General features: G+C 37.9%; 19 protein-coding genes and 1 pseudogene. 10 read left to right on the top strand and 10 right to left on the bottom strand.

Going from position 1 to position 23806, the window contains the following annotated elements:
- Positions 1-4 precede the first annotated feature (4 nt).
- The 4 genes and pseudogenes from recO to BN200_RS09510 form a co-directional block, all read left to right on the top strand.
- Positions 5-751 carry a DNA repair protein RecO gene (recO, locus tag BN200_RS00760; protein ID WP_019220491.1) on the top strand — a complete coding sequence of 249 codons (747 nt, stop codon included), beginning with the start codon at positions 5-7 and terminating at the stop codon, positions 749-751.
- A gap of 175 nt (positions 752-926) precedes the next feature.
- The gene (gene panC / locus BN200_RS00755; RefSeq protein WP_019220490.1) at positions 927-1772 is read left to right on the top strand and encodes a pantoate--beta-alanine ligase; all 846 of its coding nucleotides are present in this window, start codon (positions 927-929) and stop codon (positions 1770-1772) included.
- Positions 1773-1783: 11 nt separating this feature from the next.
- Positions 1784-2611 (top strand): 3-methyl-2-oxobutanoate hydroxymethyltransferase, encoded by an 828-nt coding sequence (gene panB, locus BN200_RS00750; RefSeq protein WP_019220489.1) that lies wholly within the window; start codon positions 1784-1786, stop codon positions 2609-2611.
- 916 nt (positions 2612-3527) lie between these two features.
- A pseudogene (locus BN200_RS09510) lies at positions 3528-3800 on the top strand (Arm DNA-binding domain-containing protein); the annotation flags it as partial.
- Positions 3801-4307: 507 nt separating this feature from the next.
- Here BN200_RS09510 and BN200_RS00740 read toward each other — a convergent pair.
- Positions 4308-4928 (bottom strand): YfbR-like 5'-deoxynucleotidase, encoded by a 621-nt coding sequence (locus BN200_RS00740; protein ID WP_019220488.1) that lies wholly within the window; start codon positions 4926-4928, stop codon positions 4308-4310.
- Entirely contained in the window at positions 4928-5794 is an 867-nt protein-coding gene (ygfZ, locus tag BN200_RS00735; protein ID WP_019220487.1) for a CAF17-like 4Fe-4S cluster assembly/insertion protein YgfZ, read from the bottom strand. Before ygfZ ends, BN200_RS00740 begins: the two co-directional genes overlap by 1 nt.
- 65 nt (positions 5795-5859) lie before the next feature.
- Here ygfZ and BN200_RS00730 point away from each other — a divergent pair, with 65 nt between their 5' ends.
- Positions 5860-7188, top strand: a complete 1329-nt coding sequence (locus BN200_RS00730) for a dihydroorotase (protein ID WP_019220486.1) — start codon at positions 5860-5862, stop codon at positions 7186-7188.
- A 214-nt stretch (positions 7189-7402) separates the two neighbouring features.
- Here BN200_RS00730 and BN200_RS00725 read toward each other — a convergent pair whose 3' ends face one another.
- The gene (locus tag BN200_RS00725; protein WP_019220485.1) at positions 7403-7774 is read right to left on the bottom strand and encodes a TIGR02301 family protein; all 372 of its coding nucleotides are present in this window, start codon (positions 7772-7774) and stop codon (positions 7403-7405) included.
- Between the two features lie 508 nt (positions 7775-8282).
- On the opposite strand from BN200_RS00725, the gene cysS reads away from it, so the two are divergent.
- From cysS to pssA, 5 genes are all read left to right on the top strand, one after another.
- Positions 8283-9794: a cysteine--tRNA ligase gene (gene cysS / locus BN200_RS00715; protein WP_019220483.1), complete on the top strand. Its 1512-nt coding sequence runs from the start codon at positions 8283-8285 to the stop codon at positions 9792-9794.
- Positions 9795-9841: 47 nt separating this feature from the next.
- Positions 9842-10516, top strand: a complete 675-nt coding sequence (locus BN200_RS00710; protein WP_019220482.1) for a DUF421 domain-containing protein — start codon at positions 9842-9844, stop codon at positions 10514-10516.
- A 122-nt stretch (positions 10517-10638) separates the two neighbouring features.
- Positions 10639-12522, top strand: coding sequence for an ABCB family ABC transporter ATP-binding protein/permease (locus BN200_RS00705; RefSeq protein WP_019220481.1), 1884 nt, complete (start codon positions 10639-10641; stop codon positions 12520-12522).
- 114 nt (positions 12523-12636) lie between these two features.
- Positions 12637-13335, top strand: coding sequence for a phosphatidylserine decarboxylase (locus BN200_RS00700; protein ID WP_019220480.1), 699 nt, complete (start codon positions 12637-12639; stop codon positions 13333-13335).
- 8 nt (positions 13336-13343) lie between these two features.
- Positions 13344-14183 carry a CDP-diacylglycerol--serine O-phosphatidyltransferase gene (gene pssA / locus BN200_RS00695; RefSeq protein WP_019220479.1) on the top strand — a complete coding sequence of 280 codons (840 nt, stop codon included), beginning with the start codon at positions 13344-13346 and terminating at the stop codon, positions 14181-14183.
- A 373-nt stretch (positions 14184-14556) separates the two neighbouring features.
- On the opposite strand, the gene BN200_RS00690 is transcribed toward pssA, so the two are convergent.
- The 7 genes from BN200_RS00690 to BN200_RS00660 form a co-directional block, all read right to left on the bottom strand.
- On the bottom strand, positions 14557-15306 hold the full coding sequence (locus BN200_RS00690) for an SDR family NAD(P)-dependent oxidoreductase (protein WP_019220478.1): 750 nt from the start codon (positions 15304-15306) through the stop codon (positions 14557-14559).
- Between the two features lie 2 nt (positions 15307-15308).
- Entirely contained in the window at positions 15309-16799 is a 1491-nt protein-coding gene (gene purF / locus BN200_RS00685; protein WP_019220477.1) for an amidophosphoribosyltransferase, read from the bottom strand.
- 79 nt (positions 16800-16878) lie between these two features.
- Positions 16879-17460, bottom strand: a complete 582-nt coding sequence (locus BN200_RS00680; RefSeq protein ID WP_019220476.1) for a CvpA family protein — start codon at positions 17458-17460, stop codon at positions 16879-16881.
- Between the two features lie 119 nt (positions 17461-17579).
- Entirely contained in the window at positions 17580-18977 is a 1398-nt protein-coding gene (radA, locus tag BN200_RS00675; RefSeq protein ID WP_019220475.1) for a DNA repair protein RadA, read from the bottom strand.
- Positions 18978-18982: 5 nt separating this feature from the next.
- A complete protein-coding gene (locus BN200_RS00670; RefSeq protein WP_019220474.1) occupies positions 18983-20470 on the bottom strand; it encodes a replicative DNA helicase in 1488 nt (495 codons plus the stop codon).
- 1601 nt (positions 20471-22071) lie between these two features.
- Positions 22072-22692 carry a 50S ribosomal protein L9 gene (gene rplI / locus BN200_RS00665; RefSeq protein WP_019220473.1) on the bottom strand — a complete coding sequence of 207 codons (621 nt, stop codon included), beginning with the start codon at positions 22690-22692 and terminating at the stop codon, positions 22072-22074.
- 24 nt (positions 22693-22716) lie between these two features.
- On the bottom strand, positions 22717-23697 hold the full coding sequence (locus BN200_RS00660) for a hypothetical protein (protein WP_019220472.1): 981 nt from the start codon (positions 23695-23697) through the stop codon (positions 22717-22719).
- Positions 23698-23806: the final 109 nt, after the last annotated feature.

The following is a 23806-nucleotide window of genomic DNA, read 5'->3' as shown; positions in this document are numbered from 1 at the left end:
TAACATGAAATGGAAAGAACAAGCTATTATTCTTGGTAGACGCCAATATGGTGAAACAAGTGTTATTCTTGAAGTAATGACACGTCAGCATGGGCGTCATATGGGAGTAGTAAAAGGAGGACGTTCGCATCGTATGGCGGCTCTTCTTCAACCTGGAAATTTTGTAGAGGCTGAATGGTGGGCACGTTTAGATGAACATTTAGGACTTTTTCGCCTTGAAGCGCTTGATTTACATGCTGCGCGATTAATTCTTTTACCAGAGGCACTTTATGCTTTGCAGTTAATCGCTTTCCATTTGCGTCTTCTTCCTGAGCGTGATCCGCATCCTATTTTATATGATATTTTACATCTGTTTATACAGAATTTTGATGAGCCGTTTATAAACGCTGAATTGCTTGTACGTTTTGAAATGCGATTTCTTGAAGAACTTGGCTTCGGTCTGGATTTATCTCGTTGTGCTGCAACAGGTCGCTTAGAAAAACTTTGTTATGTATCGCCAAAATCAGGACGTGCTGTATGCGAGGAAGCAGGGCACCCTTGGAGGGAAAAGCTCTTAAATTTACCCCAGTTTCTTGTGCAAAGAACTATTCGTCCTGTTGATTTTAGTGACATAAAGAATGGATTTATTCTAACAGGTTTCTTTTTAATGCGTCATATCTGGGAACCACGAAGTATAAAACAGCCATCGGTGCGTATAAGTTTGCTTCAATTATTTGAACGGCGATTCCGTATGCAAGCATTCATTTGTTGATTTGAAGATAATAAATAGAGTGTGAAAATATCGATCTTAAAAACAATTTCTGAGGAGTGTGTTGCAGAAGGACGATGAGTAGGACTTTCGATTGGTTCTGTCGAAATAGATGGGTAGTACATGTTCGGATGTGAGCATAAGTTTATTGATTTGAAAAAATAAATAGAAAATGAAGATGAGAGTCTTAAAAACAATTCCTGAAGTACGCCAATGTCTCATAGAAGAACGTCGTCTGGGATTTTCGATTGGTTTTGTTCCAACTATGGGAGCATTGCATAAGGGGCACCTTGCATTAGTACAGCAAGCAAGGGCAATGTGTGATCGAATATTGGTTTCTATTTTTGTTAATCCCAAGCAATTTGGTCCTCATGAGGATTTTGATAAATATCCGAGAGATTTAGAGGGCGATTGTGCTTTGTTAAAAGAAGCAGGTGTTGAATATGTTTTTGCACCTTCTGTAGAGGAAATGTGGCCACCTGGAAATGAGACAATTGTAAAGGTAGAGAAATTGTCACATATGTTGATAGGGAAGTTGCGTCCAGGGCATTTTTATGGTGTGACCAGCGTTGTTGCGAAGCTTTTTAACATTGTTCAGCCAGATAAGGCTTTTTTTGGAGAAAAAGATTTTCAACAGATTTCGATTATTCGTCGTATGGTTGAAGATTTAGCTTTTCCTATTGAAATTGTTGGAGTGCCTACTTTACGCGAAGCAGATGGTTTAGCAAGTTCTTCCCGTAATCAATTTTTAACATTAGAAGATCGTAAAGCGGCAAAAATTATTCCTGAAAGTGGTAACGCTGCTGAAAATCTCTATCGCCAAGGAGAACGTTCGGTTGATAAATTATGCAAAATTGTGCGGGATACTTTACAGCAAGAATCGCGCGCGATCATTGAAGCAATAGATTTTCGGGATATGAAAACTTTATCTATTGTGAAGGGAAGGTTGAATAAACCCGCAGTTTTATTACTAACTGTCCGCTTTGGTGATGTTAGGCTTATTGATCAATATATATTGCAATAGAAGGGCTAAAAATGAGTATTCATAAGACTGCAAAGCGTATTACTGCTTCTGAAATACGATCAAAAAAAGGGCAAGAACCAATAGTTTCTTTAACGGCTTATCAGGCTTACAATGCGCGGATTGCTGATCCTTATTGTGATTTTCTTTTAGTTGGTGATAGCGTTGGTATGGTTGTGCATGGGTTTGAGACAACGCTTCCAGTAAGTGTGGATATGATGATTTTGCATGGGCAGGCGGTTATGCGTGGGGCTAAGAGGGCTCTTGTTGTTGTTGATATGCCTTTTGGTTCTTATGAAGAAAGTCCAGAACAGGCTTTTTCCAATGCATCGCGTATTCTTGCAGAAACAGGGTGTGGTGCAGTAAAACTTGAAGGTGGTGTTTATATAGCAGAAACGATAGACTTTTTGTGTAAACGCGGTATCCCAGTTATGGGACATATCGGTCTTACACCCCAAGCTGTGAATTGTTTTGGTGGTTTTAAGACACAAGGGCGCAGTGAAAGGAATTGGCAACAGATTGAAATGGATGCGGCGGCGATTGAGGAGGCTGGTGCTTTTGCTGTTGTTGTGGAAGGGGTTGTAGAACCATTAGCAGTAAAACTTACACAGATGCTTTCTATTCCTACCATTGGTATTGGTGCATCTAATCAGTGTGATGGGCAGATATTGGTAATGGAGGATATGTTAGGTTATGGCACTTGGATACCTAAATTTGTACGCCGGTATGGTATGCTCGAACAGGAGGTAGAAACGGCGATCAAGAATTATGCGGATGATGTTAAATCACGTGCTTTTCCATGTGATTCAGAGGTTTATAAGCTCAAACAAAAGTTAGGTTAAGACGAAAACTTTGCCAGAGAATGCTTAAGTTATAAGAAGATTAATAGAAACGGATATTTCTTTTATAGGAATTTTTCTTCTACTTAGGTTTTGTGCAACTAAGCCCAAGATTTGATCAAATTGGATGCTAGTAACATTTCACTTGTAAGGAACAATCTGTTATCAGAGAGAAGTATCACCTTCGCCAAAGATTGGTAACGGATTTGGCGTTTATTTGAAGATAATTCTCTCAGATGCATGTGATGGTTTCAAAACTTTATTTTGTTGAAAAAGTTGATTTTATTTAAAAATAGGGAGATTTTTTCTTTTACTTCTGAGATGAATGATGTTTGGTCGCTTCATTTATGAAAAATGACGTAGCATCCCTAATGTTATAGAAACTAGTACCAGAAAGGGATTTGGCATCCAGTTTTGGAAGAGTATATGAAGAACTATAGACGTAGACTATGATAGTAAAATTGTAAGGGCTGATATCGTCTTTCCTGTTCTCACATCCTTGTTCTTGCAGACTATCGATTGTGCAATAGCCTATCAAGAAGGTCAGTATGAGAGAGAAGATTTTGTAAGACATAAACTAAAAATTTGATCCATAAGAGTCATGTTGTGTAGGATGGTTTGAGAAAAATTTTACGTTTTTGTCTCTACTTTGGTAGAACTGAAATGCTATAATCAGAACAGTTGAGCTTGTTAAATGGGGTGAAAATACATAAGTTATTGCTGATAATAGTTATATTAAAAATGTATATAAGATATTGTTTTATAAGTATAATTAATCTTTTTCATGTTGGGTAAGATCCCCTGATACTATAAGGTTTTCTCATTTCAAATCCGTTTATGTTGAATCAATCAAAACCATTCACTTGCACGTCAAAAGCGGGGTTTGTGTGGGAATAAAATTATTTAGAAAGGAATAAAAATTCTTTTTATGAACCATCTCAATGCAAGGATTGTAGCAACATAAGGAGCTGGAAAAGAGAATGATAGTGTCGGATTACTCCTTCATAAGTGGTAAAGATGGCAGTGCTCAAGAGATTTTACGTTACACCATTCATGAGCGCCCCGTGAAATGGGTGGTGGGCGCTTTGAGGGATGTTTCTTTAAAACAAGCGCGTGTATTGGCAACACAATGGCGTTCTGTTTTGCTGAGGGGCATAGCTCGATTAAAGAATGCGATAAAAAAAAGCGTAAAGGCAATGTGTATGAACAGAAGGGATGAAAAAGTAGGACTATGCTTTTGTTCTTCTTTTTTCTTATGGGATTTCTATATTTACTCTTCAATCATTTTCTGGCTAAGAGAAGTAAGGTGCACAGAAACTAATTTGATTTATTAGTTTATTTATGGGATTCATATAATAGCGAATGGGATCATAGCTTTTCTGCGGTGTTGTGGAGAGCGTATGGTAGCGAGTGAGTATTTGAGTTCAGCACTGTTTTGCGCCATTTATCGAATACATTCCTCTCAGGACAAAAATTCTTTTCATAAGCTAAATGCAAAGAGTTGTTTATACGAAGCGTAACGATTTAATATACACAGTGTTTTTTGAATATTCTTTCCTATAAAAGTAAAGATGATGTTCTATGAAATTTATAGAGAATTACATGAAGACTTTTACATATATCAAAAGATTCAAATCATGGAGTTAAGATACTATGGAGTGTTTTACTTGTAACAAAAGATAAATAATCAAAAACGATATCAATGTGACCTCTCGATATCAAAATCATGAAAACGTTTTAAAAAAGCGTTCTCAATTTTCTGTGTCGAGCATGGTTGCAAATTGAGTCCTTCGGGTGAGATATTATCCGGGTGACCGAAATAGCGAATAGCTTCTTCTGTATTAAATCCGGCAAGAGCGATAGATTCGTGGAATGCAGCAATGCGGTCAGCTTGTTTGATTTTTTTTAAGAGCTTTTGAGAGGGATCAACGGGGAGAGAAAAGCGCATATGGATAGCATCTTGGATACGTTTTTCGATGAGTTCATATTGTTTTCCTATAACAGCTTTAAAGGGTGAAATTATATCACCGATGACGTATTCTGGTGCATCATGAAGAAGAGCACAGAGGCATTCATTGCTCTGCGATTGCGGAAAAAGTTTCTGAAATATTTGTTCTACCAAGAGTGAATGTTGTGCAACAGAATAGGCATATTCTCCTTGTGTTTGACCATTCCAACGTGCAACACGCGCCAGTCCATGGGCAATATCTTCAATTTCGATATCAAAAGGAGAAGGGTTGAGAAGATCAAGCCGCCGACCCGAAAGCATTCTTTGCCAAGCGCGTGCTTCTCCATTTTGTGATAAATGAACTTTAGCCATTAATGCGTTTCCACGGTGCTTTCAGGGAAGGTAAAATTCATATTTTCAGCAATTCTTATAGTGACGGGAATATCTTTTACTGTAAAGGGGATATTATTATCCATCGCATCTTTAACGTGGTCAATACGCATTAAAGCGAGAGCTTCATTTGCAGCACATGTTCCTAAAGAACCAAGAATTTTTGTTTCTGCTTCAATGTTGGAACCTGGAGTTAATTCATGTGGACTTTTTATGAGTAAAATACGGCGCCGTGCTGCACGCCGATGATGCATTCGTGAGACAACTTCTTGTCCGATATAGCACCCTTTGTTAAATGCTAATCCGTTAATTTGATCATAATTAATATCATGGGGAAAGACTTTACCTATTTCATAGTCTTTATCACTTTCAGCAATTGCATAACGGACACGCAATCGATTCCAATTGTCATGATATTCTGGAGTCAAAAAGGGTGTTTCACCATAGATTCGTATTATTTTTTCTTTTGTTGGAAACCGTTTATCAATAAAACTTGAATCAAAATTGGAAGTATCTGTTTCATTTTTCCAAAAAACTGTAACAAGTTCTTGGAATGGTTGCATAATTTCTACTTTTGTGCGTAGCTTATAGAGAAGCAGGCGCTTGTAGAGAGTATCAGATAAAGATGAAGAAATATCAATAAAATAGCCGTCATCTCTTTTGCCGATGAGAAAATCAACAACAACCTTTCCTTGTGGGGATAAAAGGACTCCAGGAAAAATTTCTTGTGGACCGATTTTTTTGACATCTGTTGTGATAAGGGATTGCAGAAAATGTGTTGCTTCTTCACCCGTAACTTTAATAATGTTACGGTTTTTAAAGCGAATGGCATTTGGCTTTTCGATCATGGTTCTTGCCTTTCTGCTTAAAGTTACATAATCGATGAACAAGGGAACATTGAAAGAGTACGATCATGTTTAAAACATTTGATACAATTTTTAAAGGCGCAACAGTTGTAAATCATGACGGAAGTAGCAAACGTGATATTGGTGTCACGAATGGTCGTATTGCTGAAATTGGTGATCTTACACGTACGTCTGCTGGGGAGGTGATTGACTGTACAGGGCTCCATATTTTGCCTGGTATCATTGATAGCCAAGTTCATTTTCGTGAGCCGGGTAATGAACATAAAGAGGATTTGGAAAGTGGATCTCGTGCTGCGGTTTTGGGGGGAGTGACAGCAGTTTTTGAAATGCCTAATACTGATCCATTGACAACATCGGAAGAAACATTGACTGATAAGGTAAAACGCGGATTTCACCGGATGCATTGTGATTTTGCATTTTGGGTTGGGGGAACACGTGAAAACGTACATCAATTGGCTGAGTTGGAAAGACTTCCTGGTGCTGCCGGAATTAAAGTTTTCATGGGGTCTTCTACGGGTGATCTTTTAGTGGATGATGATGAAAGTGTCCGTCTTATTTTGAAAAATATACGCCGTCGAGCGGCTTTTCATTCTGAAGATGAAGCAAGGCTTAAAGAGCGTAAAATGTTACGTATTGAAGGGGATGCATCATCACATTCGGTTTGGCGTGATGAGGTTGCAGCATTAAAATGTACGCAACGCTTGGTGAAAATCGCGCATGAAATAAAGGCGCGTATCCATATTTTACATCTTTCTACTGCGGAAGAAATTAATTTTTTGAAAAATCATAAGGATATCGCAACAATTGAAGTCACGCACCATCATTTGACTTTAACGTCTGATGATTATCAGCAATTGGGCACGTTGATTCAGATGAATCCACCTATCCGTGAGAGTCACCACCGTGAAGCTCTTTGGTACGGTGTTCAGCAGGGTATTATCGATATTTTAGGTTCTGATCATGCGCCCCATACGCTTGAAGAAAAGCTTCAAGCTTATCCTTCTTCACCTTCAGGGATGACAGGTGTGCAGACAACAGCAGCAATTATGTTAACCCATGTCAATGCAGGGAAGATATCTCTTGAACGTTTTGTTGATCTCACGTCTCATGGCCCCAGTCGTATTTTTGGTATAAGTTGTAAAGGACGCCTTGCTGTTGGATATGATGCGGACTTAACTATTGTTGACCTTAAACGGGAAGAGATTATGACAAATGCATTGATTGGTTCACGCGCGGGTTGGACACCTTATGATGGTAAAAAGGTTAAAGGTTGGCCCGTTGGGACCATTATTCGTGGCATGCGGGTTATGTGGGAAGGTGAAATTGTGACCCCTTCACAGGGACAGCCTGTTAAATTTACGGAAGTTTTGGTGTGAACAGATAAAAATTGAGAGGTTTTATGGGATGATTTTTTGTTTGGAAAAACTTCTCATGATGAATTAGTACCCATAAATAAAAGTCTTTTGCGGATTTGTTTTTTAGCAATTGAAATAGTTCTTTATGTTAGATTTTGTTGATTAGTTCATTTATTTTTTCAATTATTATCATGAATATAGCAAAAATTTAAAGGTTTCCTGTTTTTATAGGCGGTTAATTGCTAAGAGGTGTAAGAAGGTTTTCGGATAAGAATTTTCCTTCTTTAATGTATCGTTGGTTTGCTTCAATTGCTGATTGTGTACAACGATGATAATTTTCTGAAAAAGCACGATAAGTTTCATTAAAGGCTTCATAAAAATAAGCACGTCTTTGTGGAGACGGTTTTTCTGCCTCAATCAGTGCACTCATGTGGTCATACCAGTGGTTTGTTGGAGTACTGCAAAGATTTTGTAGAGAGTGTAGGGCTCCCAAAATTTCTGCCAGTCGTAACAATTTTGCATCATAAGGTGGAGATTGCTGCGCAAAAGTTGGCATTGGAGTTACATAAAATGTTAAAAGAGCAATTTTTATCAATGTATTGCGCATTATTTTATGACTCCATTTGAATAAATTTCTATACAATTACAATCGCAGAGAAAGTCATTTTGTCATTGAGTATATGTTAAAAAATACGGACAAAATGACGTATGCATGATGACGAGCATCGGGACTTATTATAAAATTTAGGGCATAAGAGACAGTAAGGAAAGACTTATGGGAATATTGAAAATTTTTATAAATTTTCGTGTGATTAAAAATTTCAGATTTTTTGTATAAATGCACGTTATTTTTGCTGCATCGAAAATTTCTTTCTCTAAAAGTTTTATCATCAAGAAAGGGGATGAGAGATCTTTATCAAGAAAATGCTTTTGCTTGATCAAATAAAAATAAGGATTGTTATTTGTGATAAATGATGGAGAAAATCTATAAAGTGGAGCAGTGATGAAAATTTCCATAAAATGAAAAAGTTTGAATCTCAATCTACATAAGACAATGATTTTGGGTAAGCTTTATTTTGAAAAGCGGCGAGTAATATCGCTAACGGAGTATAAGGATGAAAGAGCTGCGATTTTATAATACGCTTACACGTAAAAAAGAGAATTTTATACCAATAAATGAAAAGAGAGTGCGCCTTTATGTTTGTGGTCCAACAGTTTATGATTACGCGCATATAGGGAACGCACGTTCTGTCATTGTTTTTGATATTTTATTCCGCTTATTACGCCATATCTATGGCAAAGAGCACGTTATATATGCCCGTAATATTACAGATGTAGATGATAAGATTAATGCACGTGCAGCTTATGAATATCCAGAATTAGCGCTAAACGATGCTATTCGCCAATTAACGCAGCTCACATATACTCAATTTCAGCAAGATACAATGGCACTTGGTTGTCTCAAGCCAACTAGTGAACCGCGCGCAACCGATCATTTAGAGGAGATGCGTTCTTTAATTGAAAGATTACTTGAAAAGGGGCACGCTTATAAAGCGGCAAATCATGTTTTATTTTCAGTAAGCAGTATAAAGAATAATCCCCATTATGGGTCATTTGCAAAACGTTCATTAGGTGAAATGAGAGCAGGGGCACGTGTTGATGTTGCAGCTTATAAAAGGGAGGAGATGGATTTTGTTTTATGGAAGCCATCTGCTGAAGGGGAACCAGGTTGGACATCGCCGGCAGGAATTCCTGTTTTGGGGCGTCCGGGGTGGCATATTGAATGTTCAGCAATGTCCATGGCAAAGCTATTAGCACCCTATGGCGGTGGTTTAACATGTGATGATCCAACAGCGAATGTTTTTGATATCCATGGTGGTGGACTTGATTTGATTTTTCCTCATCATGAAAATGAGATTGCACAAAGTTGTTCAGCTTTCGGGACTGAGCGCATGGCTAATCTTTGGATGCATAATGGTTTTTTGCAAATTGAAGGCAAGAAGATGTCTAAAAGCCTTGGCAACTTCATCACCATTCGTTCCATTTTAGAGGGTGATTTTTTTGAATTCAATGATATTTTGACAAATGAAATGAAACAAAATTGGGCTGGTTTATCTGCTCGTTTTTCGATGTTACAAACGCATTATCGTGAACCGTTAAATTGGACCGCTCAGCGTTTAAGGCAATCCAGTAGCGAATTGTATCGTTGGTATGAGTTGCTTCGTTGTGAAAAGAAGGAGATAGAGAAGAAGAATGAAGTTATTGATGACTCTTTGATAAATGCACTTAGTGATGACCTCAACACTCCTAAAGCACTTACTCTTTTACGAAAATTTTATAAACAAGGGAATGTTGTTGCTCTTGCAAATGGGATGAATTTATTTGGACTCTTGCGGCGAGAATGGGTTAGGGATGGAGGATGCCCATTATTTATGAGAAAAACTGCTCTTGATGCAAAATTTATTGATCAGCGCATTGCCGAAAGGTTGCAACTTATCCATAATAAAGAGTGGACAGCTGCGGATATAATTCGTGATAAGCTTGCAGCCGAGGGGATTATCTTAAAAGATATCAAGGATCCACAAACTGGTGAGCGTACGACTCTGTGGGAAATAAAACGGTTCTGAGTCTCGAATTCTAGCAAGCAGCTTTCATAACTCAGGGAGGAAGCTTGATGGAATTTTTATCTTATTATGGATATGTTGCACTTAAATTGGTTGTAGGCCTTGTTGCCTTCCTCTTAATTTTAAGAACGACAGGTCGTAGTAGTCTTAGACAAATGACACCGGTTGATTTGGTAAGCAATTTTGTGATGGGGAGTATCATTGGGGGTGTTATTTATAATCAAAATATCAGTATCATTCAATTATTGCTTGTCTTATTCACTTGGCAAACTTTGATTACCTCTCTTAATGTATGGGGACGCCATTCAGTCTTTTTTCGTCATCTTGTTATGGGGCGGAGTATTGCATTAGTTTTAGATGGTATTTTTCAAATGGATGAGATTAAGAAGTTGGGTATCAATGTAAATGATTTAATTACAATGTTACGTATTAAAGGTTGTAATTTACATGAAGCAGCTTTTGTTCGTTTGGAGACCAATGGCGACTGTACTGTTATTAAAAAAGAAGAGGGAAAAAAGTCTACCATTTTAGTGCAAAGTGGCGAAATTCTCGATGATGGTCTTAAAGAGATCGGTAAATCGAAGAAATGGCTGCAAGCCGAATTGAAAAAAAAGCATGTAAAGGTTGAAAATTTATTTGCAGCAGAGTGGTATGAGAAGAATACAGATCAAAAGAATAAATCCTCTCAAGGATTATTTCTTGTCCCTTTTTCAAAAACAGTCTAGCCTAAAACTATTAAGCAGTATAGTTTACGACAAGCGTATAGAAAAAGAGTATAACCTGTAAACGACAAGAGGGGGAAATATTATGATACTTGCTGAATGGATGACAGAGAAGTCAGGGTTTTATGAAACATAATAAAATGGTAAAAACTGTCTCGTCAGATACAGGACAAACTCTCCGTACGCTTTATAATTTATGGCCTTATATGTGGCCGGCAGATCGGCGTGATCTGAAGATACGTGTAATATGGGCGGTATTTTATCTTGTTTTAGCCAAGCTGATTCTCATATCTGTCCCTTATTTCTTTAAATATGCTACGGATGCGCTCGATGTAAGCTTAGATTTCCCTGTATGGTTTCCATCCAGTTGGGTTGTGCCTATCATGCTCGTTTTGGCGTATAATGTCGCACGTATTGTTCAAGCTGGACTAAACCAATTACGAGATGCCCTTTTTGCAATGGTTGGTCAACATGCTATTCGTCGGTTGGCTTATAAGACCTTTGTCCATATTCATGAACTGTCTTTGCGATTTCATTTAGAAAGGCGAACAGGTGGACTATCTCGTGTAATTGAGCGTGGTACGAAGGGAATTGAAGCTATTGTGAGATTTTCAATTCTTAATACAGTGCCAACGGTGTTAGAATTCGCTCTGACGGCATTTGTGTTTTACATAAGCTATGGCTGGCATTATTTTCTTATAGTTGTAATAACAGTTGTTTTATATACGTGGTTCACAATTAAAGCGAGTGATTGGCGTATTCGTATTCGGCAAGAAATGAATACAGCAGATATTGAGGCCAATACACGTGCTGTTGATTCTCTTTTAAATTTTGAAACGGTTAAATATTTTGGCAATGAAACTCTAGAAGCATATCGATTTGATGCTTCTATGGCAGGTTATGAAAAAGCTGCGACAAAAATTTGGACATCTTTAAGCTGGCTGAATTTTGGTCAGTCCGTTATTTTTGGTATTGGAATGACGACCCTGATGTTGATGTCGGCTTACGAAATTTTTCATAAGGCACAAACCTTAGGGGATTTTGTTTTTATTAATGCGTTGTTAATGCAACTTTCTATTCCGTTGAATTTTATTGGTTCAATTTATCGTGATGTTCGACAAGGCTTAACGGATATTGAAGCTATGTTTGATCTTCTCGATGTTCAGCAGGAAATTGGTGATAAATTAGATGCCAAACCATTAGTGGTTAATAATGGGAGCATTCGGTTTAATCAGGTACAATTTTCCTATGATCAGAATCGCCAGATTCTCAAAGATATTGATTTTGAGGTTCCAGGAGGCAAAACCGTTGCAATTGTTGGTCCATCAGGTGCTGGTAAATCGACTATTTCTCGATTACTTTTTCGTTTTTATGATGTTGATGCAGGCTCTATAACAATTGATGGACAAGATATCCGTGATGTCACACAAAAAAGCTTGCGGGAAGCTATTGGTATGGTCCCGCAGGACACAGTGTTATTTAATGATACAATTGCCTATAACATATGCTACGGGCGTCCAAGTGCTACAGAGGAAGAGATGCGCAAAGCTGCTGAAATGGCACAGATATCAAAATTTATTGAGATACTTCCGGAAGGTTTTCAATCTATGGTAGGTGAGCGTGGACTCAAGCTATCAGGTGGTGAAAAACAACGTGTAGCCATTGCACGGACATTATTAAAAGCTCCTCCACTTCTTATTCTTGATGAAGCAACTGCGGCGCTTGATACAGCAACAGAACAAGAAATTCAACAAGCATTGGATATTGTAAGCCGTGGGCGTACAACATTGATCATTGCACATCGTCTTTCTACTGTTATCAATGCTGATGAAATTTTGGTTCTCAAAAATGGTCGTATTATTGAAAATGGAACACATACAGAACTTTTGCGTAAAAAAGGTTTGTATGCTTCAATGTGGAATAAGCAACTTGAAGCATCGCAAGCAGAAGAAAAATTACGTAAAATGCGTGAAAAAGATGAGTTTGGTGTTGTTAATCGTAAAAAATAAGCTGCGTGAAATGATCTTTAGCTTTATAGAAAGTGATTGATTAAGTATAGAAAAAGATGGGAGGAACAAAAAGCTTTATTACTTATTGAATCATATTGATGAATAGGAAATTATATGAGTATTCTACAATCTGTCCATAATAGCTTTGCTCCAATTCATAAAGAGGGTTATCCTTTTATCATAGCTTTTTTTGTTATTTCGCTTATTCTTGGTTGGGTATGGAGTCCTTTGTTTTGGTGTGGTCTTGTCCTCACAGTATGGTGTATATATTTTTTCCGTGATCCAGATCGCGTGGTTCCTTTGAATCCAAATTGGATTATATCTCCTGCTGATGGGCGTATCTCATTTGCAGGGACTTGTATTCCGCCTGAAGAATTGGGATTAGGGAATACAGAAATGATTCGTATTTCTGTGTTTATGGATATTTTTTCATGCCATATCAATCGTATTCCTATAAGTGGTACAGTGGAATCTATTGTCTATCATCCAGGTCGGTTTGCCAATGCTGAGCTTGATAAAGCCAGCCAATTTAATGAGCGAAATGGGCTGGTGATTGGTAGTAAGCATGGTAAAATTGGTGTGGTACAAATAGCTGGAGCAATTGCTCGCCGGATTGTTTGTTGGTCACAAGAAGATGATTCCGTTATTACTGGGCAACGTTTTGGGCTCATTCGTTTTGGTTCTCGTCTTGATATTTATATACCAGCTGAAGTGAAATTGCGTGTTGCAGTTGGTCAGACAGCCATTGCTGGAGAAACAGTTTTAGGCTCTTTTGACGATAAAAGTGCTACAACTGAATTTAGATTTGATTAGGATGAGCAATGAGAAATTTTTCCCTATTTTCCTCATTTAATCCTGAAGGACAGCATGATGATGCTGGAAATCGGTGGCGTTCACCCACACCGATGCGATACATCATTCCCAATATTATTACTATTTTAGCGATTTGCGCAGGGATGAGCAGTATTCGTTTAGCTTTTGAGCACCGCTATGAAGCTGCTATTTTAATGGTGCTTTTGGCAGCCATTTTAGATGGGGCTGATGGTCGCATTGCCCGTTTGATGGATGGGAGTTCATCTTTTGGAGCGCAGATGGATTCTCTTGCCGATGTTGTTAATTTTGGTGTTGCGCCTTCATTGATTGTTTACTCCTTTGTTTTGAATCAAGCTCACCAAGTTGGCTGGGTCGCAGGACTTGTCTATTGTGTTGCTTGTTGTTTGCGTTTAGCACGCTTTAATGTGATGCTGGATAATCCAGATATACCAAAATGGCAGGGAAATTATTTTGTTGGTGTTCCGGCTCCAGCAGGGGCATTATTGCTTTTGTTGCCTATGTATTTAGGAGCGCTTGGTTTGGTACCAAGTTGGAGTTGGGCATTGTTTTTTAGCCTTTATACTGTCATTATTGCTTTTCTTTTGGTCAGTCGTTTACCTGTGTGGAGTGGAAAAACAATTGATCAAAATTTGAGACGCGATATCGTTGTACCGTGTATGCTGGGTATTGTTATTTATGTAGGTTTTCTGGCAACTTATACATGGCACACTTTATTGATCACAGCTGTTAGCTATATGATTTTTCTTCCCTGTAGCTTTGTGGCTTATAATAAACGAGCTGCTTTGGAAGAAAAAAAGACAAATGTTAAAGCTCTTTCAAATTCGTAGAGTTTCATATTTTTTTGTAAGCACATGAGAAATAAAAAGAAATCTAATTCCGGCTGGTCATTTCTATGCTTCATAACAAAGAAAAGCACGCCAGGAATGCTATTCATTCATAAATTTGCTTTTTAAAAAATATTTCTTGCTATTTTCAAATCCACTTTATGGTGATGGGTGTAGAGTAGGGCAAGAATTGATTATGCACTATCCTGTTTACAATTAAAGACACGAAATCCCCACCATCATTCTATTTACCAATTTTCAATGTTATGATTGCTCTTAATTTAGGTGGTTCATGAGAGGTATATTTCCTCTTTTCTCAAAAGACTTTTCTAATTCACTAGAAAAATGAATTATTTGTATAAATCAATTTATTGCTTTAATGAGGTGCATGATAATCCACAAATCGATTTTTCCGCACATTAAAGAGTTTGCCTGTTTCCTTTAAGTCAGGTGAGAATAAATATGCTATTTTTGCTGCAACCTCTTGTGGTGAAGGAAGATTTTGAGGATCTTCTCCAGGCATAGCTTGTGCGCGCATGGTCGTGCGTGTTGCACCGGGATCAACACAATTAATCTTGATTGGAGTTTGCTTTAATTCTTCTGCCCAACAGCGGGAAATAATCTCTAGAGCGGCTTTAGAGGCTGCATAAGGTCCCCAGAAAGCACGCGCAATATGAGCAACGCTTGAGGATAACAGGATTGCTCGTCCAGCATCAGATTGACGCAACAAGGGTTCGACAGCTTTCATTAAGCGCCATTGGCTGATGAGATTTATTTGAAAAACATCTTCAAAAACCTTATTTTCTGTGTGTGCTATTGGCGAAAGTGTTCCAAGTATTCCTGCATTTGCGATCATAATATCGAGTTTTCCCCAGCGCTGAGCAATTGAAACAGCAAGAGAATCAATGTTTTCCATATGATGTAAGTCGATTGGGATGAGTGTTGTACGAGCACCTTTTTTGCGGATTTGATTGTCAAGTTCAGTAAGCCCACTGATTGTTCGTGCCAGAGCAATAATGTGAGCGCCACGTTCTGCAAGTTCTAGTGCTAAATGATACCCAATTCCCCTTGAGGCACCGGTAACGAGTGCAACACGACCAAAGAGACTAAAATCAAGTTTTTTCATCCTTAATCTCTTGTTTTAAGGAGAGATAATTGATGAATTTCAGGAATATTTTCTTGATCGACGAGATGTGTAGGATAATCTCCAGTAAAATAATGGTCAGTAAATTGTGGATCAGCATTATTTCGTTTTTCCCCGATCACAGCAAGATAGAGACCATCTGTTGAAAGAAATTCTAATGAATCAGCTCCAACAAAATTGCACATCGATTTTAAATCTGGATATTGATTAGCCAGCAAGCTTTCAGCTTTAGGTGTATCAATGCCATAGAAATCGGGATGGAAAATCATAGGGCTAGAAATACGCATATGCACTTCTTTTGCTCCTGCATCGCGAAGCATTTGCACAATTTTAACGGATGTTGTTCCACGTACAATGGAGTCATCAACCAGAATAACGCGTTTTCCTTTGATAACAGGACGATTTGCAGAATGCTTTAATTTAACCCCAAAAGCGCGAATTTGTTGTGTTGGTTCGATAAAAGTGCGTCCAACGTAATGATTACGAATAATACCAAGCTCAAAGGGAATTCCAATTTCTTGGGCATAGCCAATTGCAGCGGGTGTTCCCCCGTCAGGAACAGGAACCACAATATCACCTTCACAGGGAGCCTCTTGCGCCAAATGAATACCCATATTTTTACGTGCCGTATAAACACTTCGCCCTCCAACGATTGAATCAGGACGAGCAAAATAGACATATTCAAAAAGGCAAAGTCTTTCTGGTTTATTATTTTCTGACTTTATAATTTTTGTAGTAATTTCACCATTTTTTTGTATTTCACATATGATGATTTCACCATTTTTAACATCACGGATATATTTTGCTCCAATAATATCAAGAGCACAGGTTTCGGAACAAAATATTGGTTTACCATCAAGTTCACCCATCACCAGAGGTCGAATACCTATCGGATCACGCGCAGCAATCAGCTTGGTGCGTGTGAGTGCTAACATGGCATAACCACCTTCCACTTGTCGAATAGCATCAACAAAGCGATCCGATGACGATTCATAACGTGAACGTGCGATAAGGTGAAGAAAAACTTCAGAATCTGATGTTGATTGACAAATGGCACCAGAGGCAATGAGTTCTCGGCGTAATGTAAGACCATTGGTGAGGTTGCCATTATGGGCAATAGCAATACCTCCAGCTTTTAACTCAGCAAAAAGGGGCTGTACATTGCGTAGTGCTATTTCTCCAGTTGTTGAATAACGGGTATGCCCAATAGCGCGATTTCCTGGTAAACGAGCAAGCGTTGCAGGATTTGTATAGTGATCACCAACAAGACCTAGATGCTTTTCTTGATGAAACACTTTATTATGATAAGAAACAATCCCAGCTGCTTCTTGTCCACGATGCTGAAGTGCATGAAGCCCCAGAGCTGTTAAGGTCGCGGCATCTTCATGGCCAAGAATACCAAAAACTCCGCATTCTTCATGAAGGGTATCGTCATTCAGTGAGAAATCCTGAAACGGAATGTCGATTTTTGTCATCCTATTCTTTCGTTTGTGATGTGAGAAATGGTTCGTATTATGGCTTTAGTATTATCTGAATTTTTTCCTCAATGACAAACTATTTTCCGTTTTTAGGGGACATATTTTCATGAGAATGTTGATCAATTGTATTTGTATCGTCTTTTTTAAAGAATTGTTCTGCTTTTTCGAGAACAGTATCGAGATTTTTAGGCAATATGTCCCAAACTTTTTGTCCCAGTGAATCAATGATGGGCCTTGTTTTTGCGTCTTTTAACCAGTCAGGTTGTTGTTCAGGTTTAACAAGTGCATTAATGAGTAACATGCCAATGACCATGATTAATAAGCCGCGCAGTGCTCCAAAAATAAAACCGATAGTGCGGTCAAATATACCAATTCGACTATCAATAATAAAATCGGATATTTTCATTGTAATGATGGAAGTAATAATCAGAACAATAATAAAAATCACAATCAATGTTGTGATCAACGCAACCATTTTATTAGAAATATACTTCTCAAAGAAAGGTAATACGGGTTTAAATAAAAACAACGTAACGACAGCGGCAATTGCCCAAGAAATCAACGACAATATTTCTCGTGAAAATCCTCGGAGCATGGCGAGAAAGGCAGAAAACAGGATGACTGCTACGACAATTCCATCAAGAACTGTTATGATCATTTGTTTATTCCTTATATATAAATTGCGTTTTATTTAAATAGCATACAAGTATTTTGTGGTTATGCCATTTTTTATTCTTATAGCAAGGATCTTTTTCATTTTATAGAGTTTTTTCTTTATTATGATGTATGCGGGGGAGTTCGCCTTTTACCTGTTGCAAGGGCGGCAATCAACTCAGGAAGTTCAGAGAATGTTTTTTGTTGAAAGGTTGGCAATTTTATCATTTTGGGTGTTGCAGTGGGGTGAACAGATCCTTGAAATCCGAGTTTTTGGGCTTCATTGATACGCTGTGCTGAATGAGAAACTGCGCGGATAGCTCCTGAAAGGCTTATTTCACCAAAATAGACATACTCTGTTGGGAGAGGAATATTTGTGAGAGAAGATACCAAAGCTGCGGCAACAGCTAAATCAGCTGCTGGTTCTGATATGCGATATCCGCCTGCAACATTCAGATAGACATCATGTTGTCCAAAGCGAATGCCGCAATGGGCTTCTAAGACAGCAAGAATCATTGAAAGGCGATTACCATCCCATCCAACAACAGCACGTCTTGGTGTTCCAAGTGAAGAGGGAGCAACAAGTGCTTGAATTTCTACTAATATCGGGCGTGTTCCTTCCATTCCTGCAAAAACCGCAGCGCCTGGTGCTTTTTCATTTCGTTCACCCAAAAAAAGTTCAGATGGATTAATCACCTCCCGTAATCCTTTATCAGACATCTCGAAAACACCAATTTCATCCGTTGGTCCGAAGCGATTTTTTACAGTTCTAAGGATTCGATAATGATGTCCACCTTCCCCCTCAAAATAGAGAACAGCATCAACCATGTGTTCGACAACTCTAGGACCGGCAATTTGTCCCTCTTTTGTAACATGTCCAACAAGAACAACAGCCGCTCCTGTTTTTTTTGCAAAGCGGATCATTGCTTGAGCGCTGATGCGCACTTGTGTGACAGTGCCGGGTGATGAATCTGCTGCATCTGACCATAGGGTCTGAATGGAATCGATAATAACCATATCAAGGTTTTTGTGTTCATTTAAGGTTGCAAGAATATCCTCAACATTGGTTTCAGCAGCGAGCTTAACCTCTGTATTTGCAGCATCAAGTCTTTGAGCACGAAGGCAGATTTGTGCAATAGCTTCTTCTCCTGAAACATAGATAACGTGATGTCCTTTTCGCGATAAGGCTGCTGCCGTCTGTGTAAGCAATGTTGATTTGCCAATACCTGGATCACCACCAACAAGTAAGACTGATCCACGTACAAAACCACCTCCAGTTACCCGATCAAGTTCAGCAATGCCAGAATGGATGCGTGAAGCATCTTCGATATTTCCGGAAAGAGACGTAAGAGCAACTACACGCCCCTTATGAACATTTTTCTTTGGGCCAGTACCAATACCGCTACTCGTATTTTCTTCAATAAGGGAGTTCCATTCACCACAGGAATTACATTTACCAGCCCAACGTGAATGGACAGTTCCACAATTTTGGCAGATAAATTGAACACGGATGCGTGCCATAGTGATTAACCATATTGCTCTGGAAGATAATGACTGTCTGCCAGATCACTAAAGCGTGTGAAATCAGACTGAAAGGCAAGATGAACGGTTCCTGTTGGTCCGTGACGTTGTTTTGCAATAATAACTTCGGCTTTTCCAAAAGCTTTGTCCATTGTTTCTTGCCATCTTTCATATTCAAGAGTGCCTATTTTGGGTTCGCCATTTTTAAGGTAATATTCTTCACGATACACAAAAAGGACAATGTCGGCATCTTGCTCAATCGAGCCAGATTCCCGTAAATCTGAAAGTTGTGGACGTTTATCTGTGCGATTTTCAACTTGGCGCGAAAGCTGTGAAAGAGCGATAATGGGAATATTCAGTTCTTTAGCTAACGCCTTGAGTCCTGTCGTAATTTCTGTAATTTCTTGAACACGATTTTCAGAAGAACGCTTTGAATTACTTGTCATAAGTTGTATATAGTCAATAATCAAGACATCTAAACCATGTTGCCGTTTAAGACGCCGTGCGCGTGCTGCTAATTGGGCAATTGATATCCCACCGGTCTGGTCAATGTAAAGAGGGGCTTTTTGCAGTTGATGCATTGCACGGATGATTTTGGAAAATTGTTCGTCTAAAATAGATCCACGCCGAATATCAGAAGAAGAAACCTCTGTTTGTTCCGAAATAATACGGGTTGCAAGCTGTTCTGATGACATTTCAAGTGAGAAAAAACCAACAGTACCTCCCTCATTCTCTTGCGTGTTAGCATCACGATTGCAAGCATTAGCAATATTAAAGGCAATATTGGTAGCCAGTGACGTTTTACCCATACCAGGGCGACCAGCGAGGATAATGAGATCAGAGGGTTGTAATCCTCCCATTTTTTCATCAAGTGTTTTAATATGGGTAGCTATCCCTGATAAGTGTGAAGAACGCTTTTTGGCAGCGGTTGCCATATCAATAGCTTTTTTGACGGCTTCATTAAAATTTTCAAAACCACCGCCATATTTTCCCTTTTCTGCTAGTTCAAACAACTGCTGTTCAACAGTTTCAATTTGTTGGGAGGGTGTAAGCTCTACAGGAGCATCAAAGGCTGTATTAACAACTTGGTTCCCAATGTTAATCAAGGACCGTCGGATAAAAAGGTCATAGATAACTCGTCCATAATCCTCAGCATTAATGATTGTTACTGCTTCTTTCGCTAAACGAATAATATAATTGAATACGGTAATCTCTCCAATTTTTTCTTCTGCTGGAATAAAGGGCTTTATAGTAACCGGATTTGCAAGTTTTCCATTTTGTGTAAGGTGAGACAAAACCTCATAGACTTTTTGATGTAATGGCTCAAAAAAATGTTCTGGTTTGAGAAAATCTGAAACGCGATCGAGCGCATCATTATTAATAAGAAGCGCTCCAAGTAATGCTTGCTCAGCTTCAATGTTATGAGGAAGTTCCCGAAAAGAAGCTTCTTCTTTTTGCAAAGAGCTGAAATTAACAATGCTTGTTTCTTCCATAACATTTTTCCACTAAAATTATGTTTAGCTATTTTAAGCAACAAACCGAGTGATGCATATTAAGAGTTAAGAATAGAATTATAAATTTTTGTTAAGTTAAAATCATATTTTCAGTTTTTAATCTCTTATCTCTTAATAACAATATAAGCCGTACCATATTTCTTTATATTTTACCTTTTTAATTAAAAATTTCAGGTAAGAGTATCAGGTAATTTTCAAAATTGTTTTTTCTGTTTTTCTAAAAAATATGCTACTGTTGTTTTGGGTATGAGGAAATTACGTGGTTTAAAATATATACATCATATTGATTTATAAAGATAATTTATTATTTTTCAATGTCAATGAAAGATCAGAATATCGTAAGCTTTTCTCATTTCAAATCCTATCAGAGTGAATCAATCAAAATCATTCGCTTATTTGCTTATATGTACAAGGGAAGGAGTGTGACTAAAAATTACTTAAGTAAGTAAAAATGCTCCTTATAAACTGCATCAATACAAGGATTGTCATAACATTGAGAGTTAACAAAGAGAATAATGATGCCATCTTTCTCCATTATAGGTGTAAAGATGGTGGTGCACAATGGCTTTTCCATTATACTCTTCGTAGATACTATCGTGAAATGAGATTGGGGGCATTAGGGAGGTGTCTTTTTAAAACAAACACGTGAGTGCGAAACACAATAGCACTCTGTTTTGTGTGAGGGGTATGATCCCCTTAAAGAATATGAGAAACAAAAGTGTGAGGCAACGCGTAATCTCCATTATTTAAAAAATATTGCTCTAGATATTTTTGAAAGTTACAAAAGGCTAAATGAAGGGATAAGGGTAAAAATGCAATTGGTTTTAACCTTTAAGGCTTTATATTCTCCCCAAATTATGCTGTTCTATTATCGGAGATAAATCGAATAGAATAATACCTTGGCTTCAATCTAGCATACAAAAGTTGATATAGATCGTAATGTAATGATCTTAACCCATCTTAATTTTGTCTCAAGCATGCTATTGCGCTAGAGTTAAATGCTGATTCATAGATAACAAAAAAAGCTTTAATTAAGAAAATAACGTCATAAAATGAGAAATATGCCGGCTATGTGGATTGGAGAGATATCTCTGCTGTTTATAAAGCACTTTGCTAAACGACGACCTTAACACATATAGCTTTGCGTTTGCTTATCCTTATAAGTGTTTGTGCAAATTCTTTGTGTCATATCTATAAAGAGCAGATTGACACCGATCTATGGATAATTCCTGCTGAAAATATAAAAAGGAAGACGTGATAGACTACACAAAGTTTCGTGTGCCTTTACATCAAAAGCACACTGAAAGTGCTTGAACAAGCTCGTTATCTTTCCAGAAGTGACTTTATCCTCTCTTTTTCTGGTGATGGTTTTCTTAATGTAAATTGCTTGTCACAATATATTGTATAATATGGGGTTTTATGCTTTTACAGCAACACATCAAAGGCTGATTCTGTAACAAGAACTTAGTTTTTAAATTATGGTAATAATAAAATACTCAGCTTTTGGAGCTGAGTATTTTTATGACATACCAATTTAAATGGTAGAAAAATAAAAAATGCAAAACAGAAAAAAATGGCAATTAAGCCTCTTCATTGATGCTGTTTGCATCGTTGTCATTCATTGCTTCTGCTAATGCTTTCTGCTGATTTTCAGCAAACATTTCTTCTTGATTTTCTGCTAAGAGCTCTTTCTGAACATCATAGATTGCTTCGGCAGAGGTAAGAGTTTCACCTTCTGCTTGGCGTTGTGCTTCACTAGCTGAACGCGCAACGTTAATGATCACAGAAATTTGAACTTCAGGATGTAGGCTAAGCGTGATGTTATGAAGACCAATCGTTTTTATTGGATGATTAAGTTCAACCTGATTGCGTCCTATAGAAAAGCCTTCACTTGTTATGATTTCAGAAATATCACGCGTTGACACAGATCCGTAAAGTTGTCCTGTTTCACCAGCTGAACGGACGACAATGAAGGATTTACCATCAAGTTTTTCAGCAATTTTTTCTGCTTCGCTTTTGCGTTCAAGATTACGAGCTTCAAGTTGCGCGCGCTGTATTTCAAAATGCTTTTTATTCGCTTCATTAGCGCGTAAAGCTTTCCCTTGAGGCAGAAGAAAGTTACGTGCATAACCATCTTTAACTGAGACAATATCACCCATCTGACCAAGACGAGGAATGCGCTCAAGTAGAATAATATCCATAGTTTTTCCTTTCGAATAAATAAATTAATGAAGTTTGTTGCGTGACTGAAAGTTGTATTGAATAGCTGCCCAAATACCCATTAAAAGCATCATGAAAGAAATAGGTGGAGCAAAAACGACGGTTAAAATAGCAATATAAACAAGAGAGAGTATAATGATCCGACCGTTTATCCCTTTTGTAATATTGTGGAGATATGCTAGTCCACTAATTGATAGGACGACAGTATATGCAGTGCTAAAGACACGCGTGCTCAAATTAAGAGTAAAGCCTAACTCAATCATAGATGCTATACAAACACCAATAAAAATAACAATTCCCGAAATTGGAAGTCGGAGGGTTTTGCTCCAATCATCGCGAGGTCTTTTGAGCCACTTCATATGCTGTGCTGTTATCATTGAAAAATAAAGATTACCAATGAGAAAAATCAGACTATAAACAGTCAAAATAATAGCTGTTAAAGTTGCTGCATGTGTCATTAAAAGTTCACTAAAGGCAACTATATCAGTTTCCTTTAGTGACTGTGACTGTTGCATAGCTTGTGCTATGTTTGCAGTGATTTTTTTCGCAATAAGAGACGTTGATGGATGAGTTTCAACATAGAATCCGATAAAGCTTGAGATAAGAGCAATAAAGTTGGTTAAATGAAAGATAACCGATGATAAGGGATACCATATCAGTGAATTTTCCTTTTGTGCTGGTCTTGCAAGCCCAAGAAGCCAAGAAGCATAGACAGCAGGAAGAAAGAACAATAACGTAAAGCCAAAAGCAATGTAAAGATTTGTTACTATAACGAGAACAACAGTGGCACTTATTAAGGCAGCGAGGCTGGCTAATGTTCCTCGACCAAATGCAACAATAAAAATTGGCAGTGAAAGAAAGCAACCAAGAAGAAGAGAAAAATAAGGTGCGATATTTATAACACTGATGATTGCCATTCCTATAACAACAGCAAACAATCCAGCTAAAATACCAGTCATTATTTCATAAGTACGAAAGTTTTTCATTTATTGCTGTCCTGCTTTCAGCAGTTAGGAGCATTATCACGCCCCAACTTTGATATTTTATATCTTCCTATAGTATACAATTAAACCTATTGCTGAATCATATAAGAAA

The organism is Bartonella senegalensis OS02, assembly GCF_000312545.1.
GTDB classification, from domain to species: Bacteria; Pseudomonadota; Alphaproteobacteria; order Rhizobiales; family Rhizobiaceae; genus Bartonella; species Bartonella senegalensis.
This window is presented reverse-complemented; position numbering and strand designations above follow the sequence as displayed.

What these genes read in the sequence shown, in the direction of transcription:
- recO (WP_019220491.1), top strand. Translation starts at nt 5, where the DNA reads ATGAAATGGAAAGAACAAGCTATTATTCTTGGTAGACGCCAATATGGT.
- panC (WP_019220490.1), top strand. Translation starts at nt 927, where the DNA reads ATGAGAGTCTTAAAAACAATTCCTGAAGTACGCCAATGTCTCATAGAA.
- panB (WP_019220489.1), top strand. Translation starts at nt 1,784, where the DNA reads ATGAGTATTCATAAGACTGCAAAGCGTATTACTGCTTCTGAAATACGA.
- BN200_RS00740 (WP_019220488.1), bottom strand. Translation starts at nt 4,928, where the DNA reads ATGGCTAAAGTTCATTTATCACAAAATGGAGAAGCACGCGCTTGGCAA.
- ygfZ (WP_019220487.1), bottom strand. Translation starts at nt 5,794, where the DNA reads ATGATCGAAAAGCCAAATGCCATTCGCTTTAAAAACCGTAACATTATT.
- BN200_RS00730 (WP_019220486.1), top strand. Translation starts at nt 5,860, where the DNA reads ATGTTTAAAACATTTGATACAATTTTTAAAGGCGCAACAGTTGTAAAT.
- BN200_RS00725 (WP_019220485.1), bottom strand. Translation starts at nt 7,774, where the DNA reads ATGCGCAATACATTGATAAAAATTGCTCTTTTAACATTTTATGTAACT.
- cysS (WP_019220483.1), top strand. Translation starts at nt 8,283, where the DNA reads ATGAAAGAGCTGCGATTTTATAATACGCTTACACGTAAAAAAGAGAAT.
- BN200_RS00710 (WP_019220482.1), top strand. Translation starts at nt 9,842, where the DNA reads ATGGAATTTTTATCTTATTATGGATATGTTGCACTTAAATTGGTTGTA.
- BN200_RS00705 (WP_019220481.1), top strand. Translation starts at nt 10,639, where the DNA reads ATGAAACATAATAAAATGGTAAAAACTGTCTCGTCAGATACAGGACAA.
- BN200_RS00700 (WP_019220480.1), top strand. Translation starts at nt 12,637, where the DNA reads ATGAGTATTCTACAATCTGTCCATAATAGCTTTGCTCCAATTCATAAA.
- pssA (WP_019220479.1), top strand. Translation starts at nt 13,344, where the DNA reads ATGAGAAATTTTTCCCTATTTTCCTCATTTAATCCTGAAGGACAGCAT.
- BN200_RS00690 (WP_019220478.1), bottom strand. Translation starts at nt 15,306, where the DNA reads ATGAAAAAACTTGATTTTAGTCTCTTTGGTCGTGTTGCACTCGTTACC.
- purF (WP_019220477.1), bottom strand. Translation starts at nt 16,799, where the DNA reads ATGACAAAAATCGACATTCCGTTTCAGGATTTCTCACTGAATGACGAT.
- BN200_RS00680 (WP_019220476.1), bottom strand. Translation starts at nt 17,460, where the DNA reads ATGATCATAACAGTTCTTGATGGAATTGTCGTAGCAGTCATCCTGTTT.
- radA (WP_019220475.1), bottom strand. Translation starts at nt 18,977, where the DNA reads ATGGCACGCATCCGTGTTCAATTTATCTGCCAAAATTGTGGAACTGTC.
- BN200_RS00670 (WP_019220474.1), bottom strand. Translation starts at nt 20,470, where the DNA reads ATGGAAGAAACAAGCATTGTTAATTTCAGCTCTTTGCAAAAAGAAGAA.
- rplI (WP_019220473.1), bottom strand. Translation starts at nt 22,692, where the DNA reads ATGGATATTATTCTACTTGAGCGCATTCCTCGTCTTGGTCAGATGGGT.
- BN200_RS00660 (WP_019220472.1), bottom strand. Translation starts at nt 23,697, where the DNA reads ATGAAAAACTTTCGTACTTATGAAATAATGACTGGTATTTTAGCTGGA.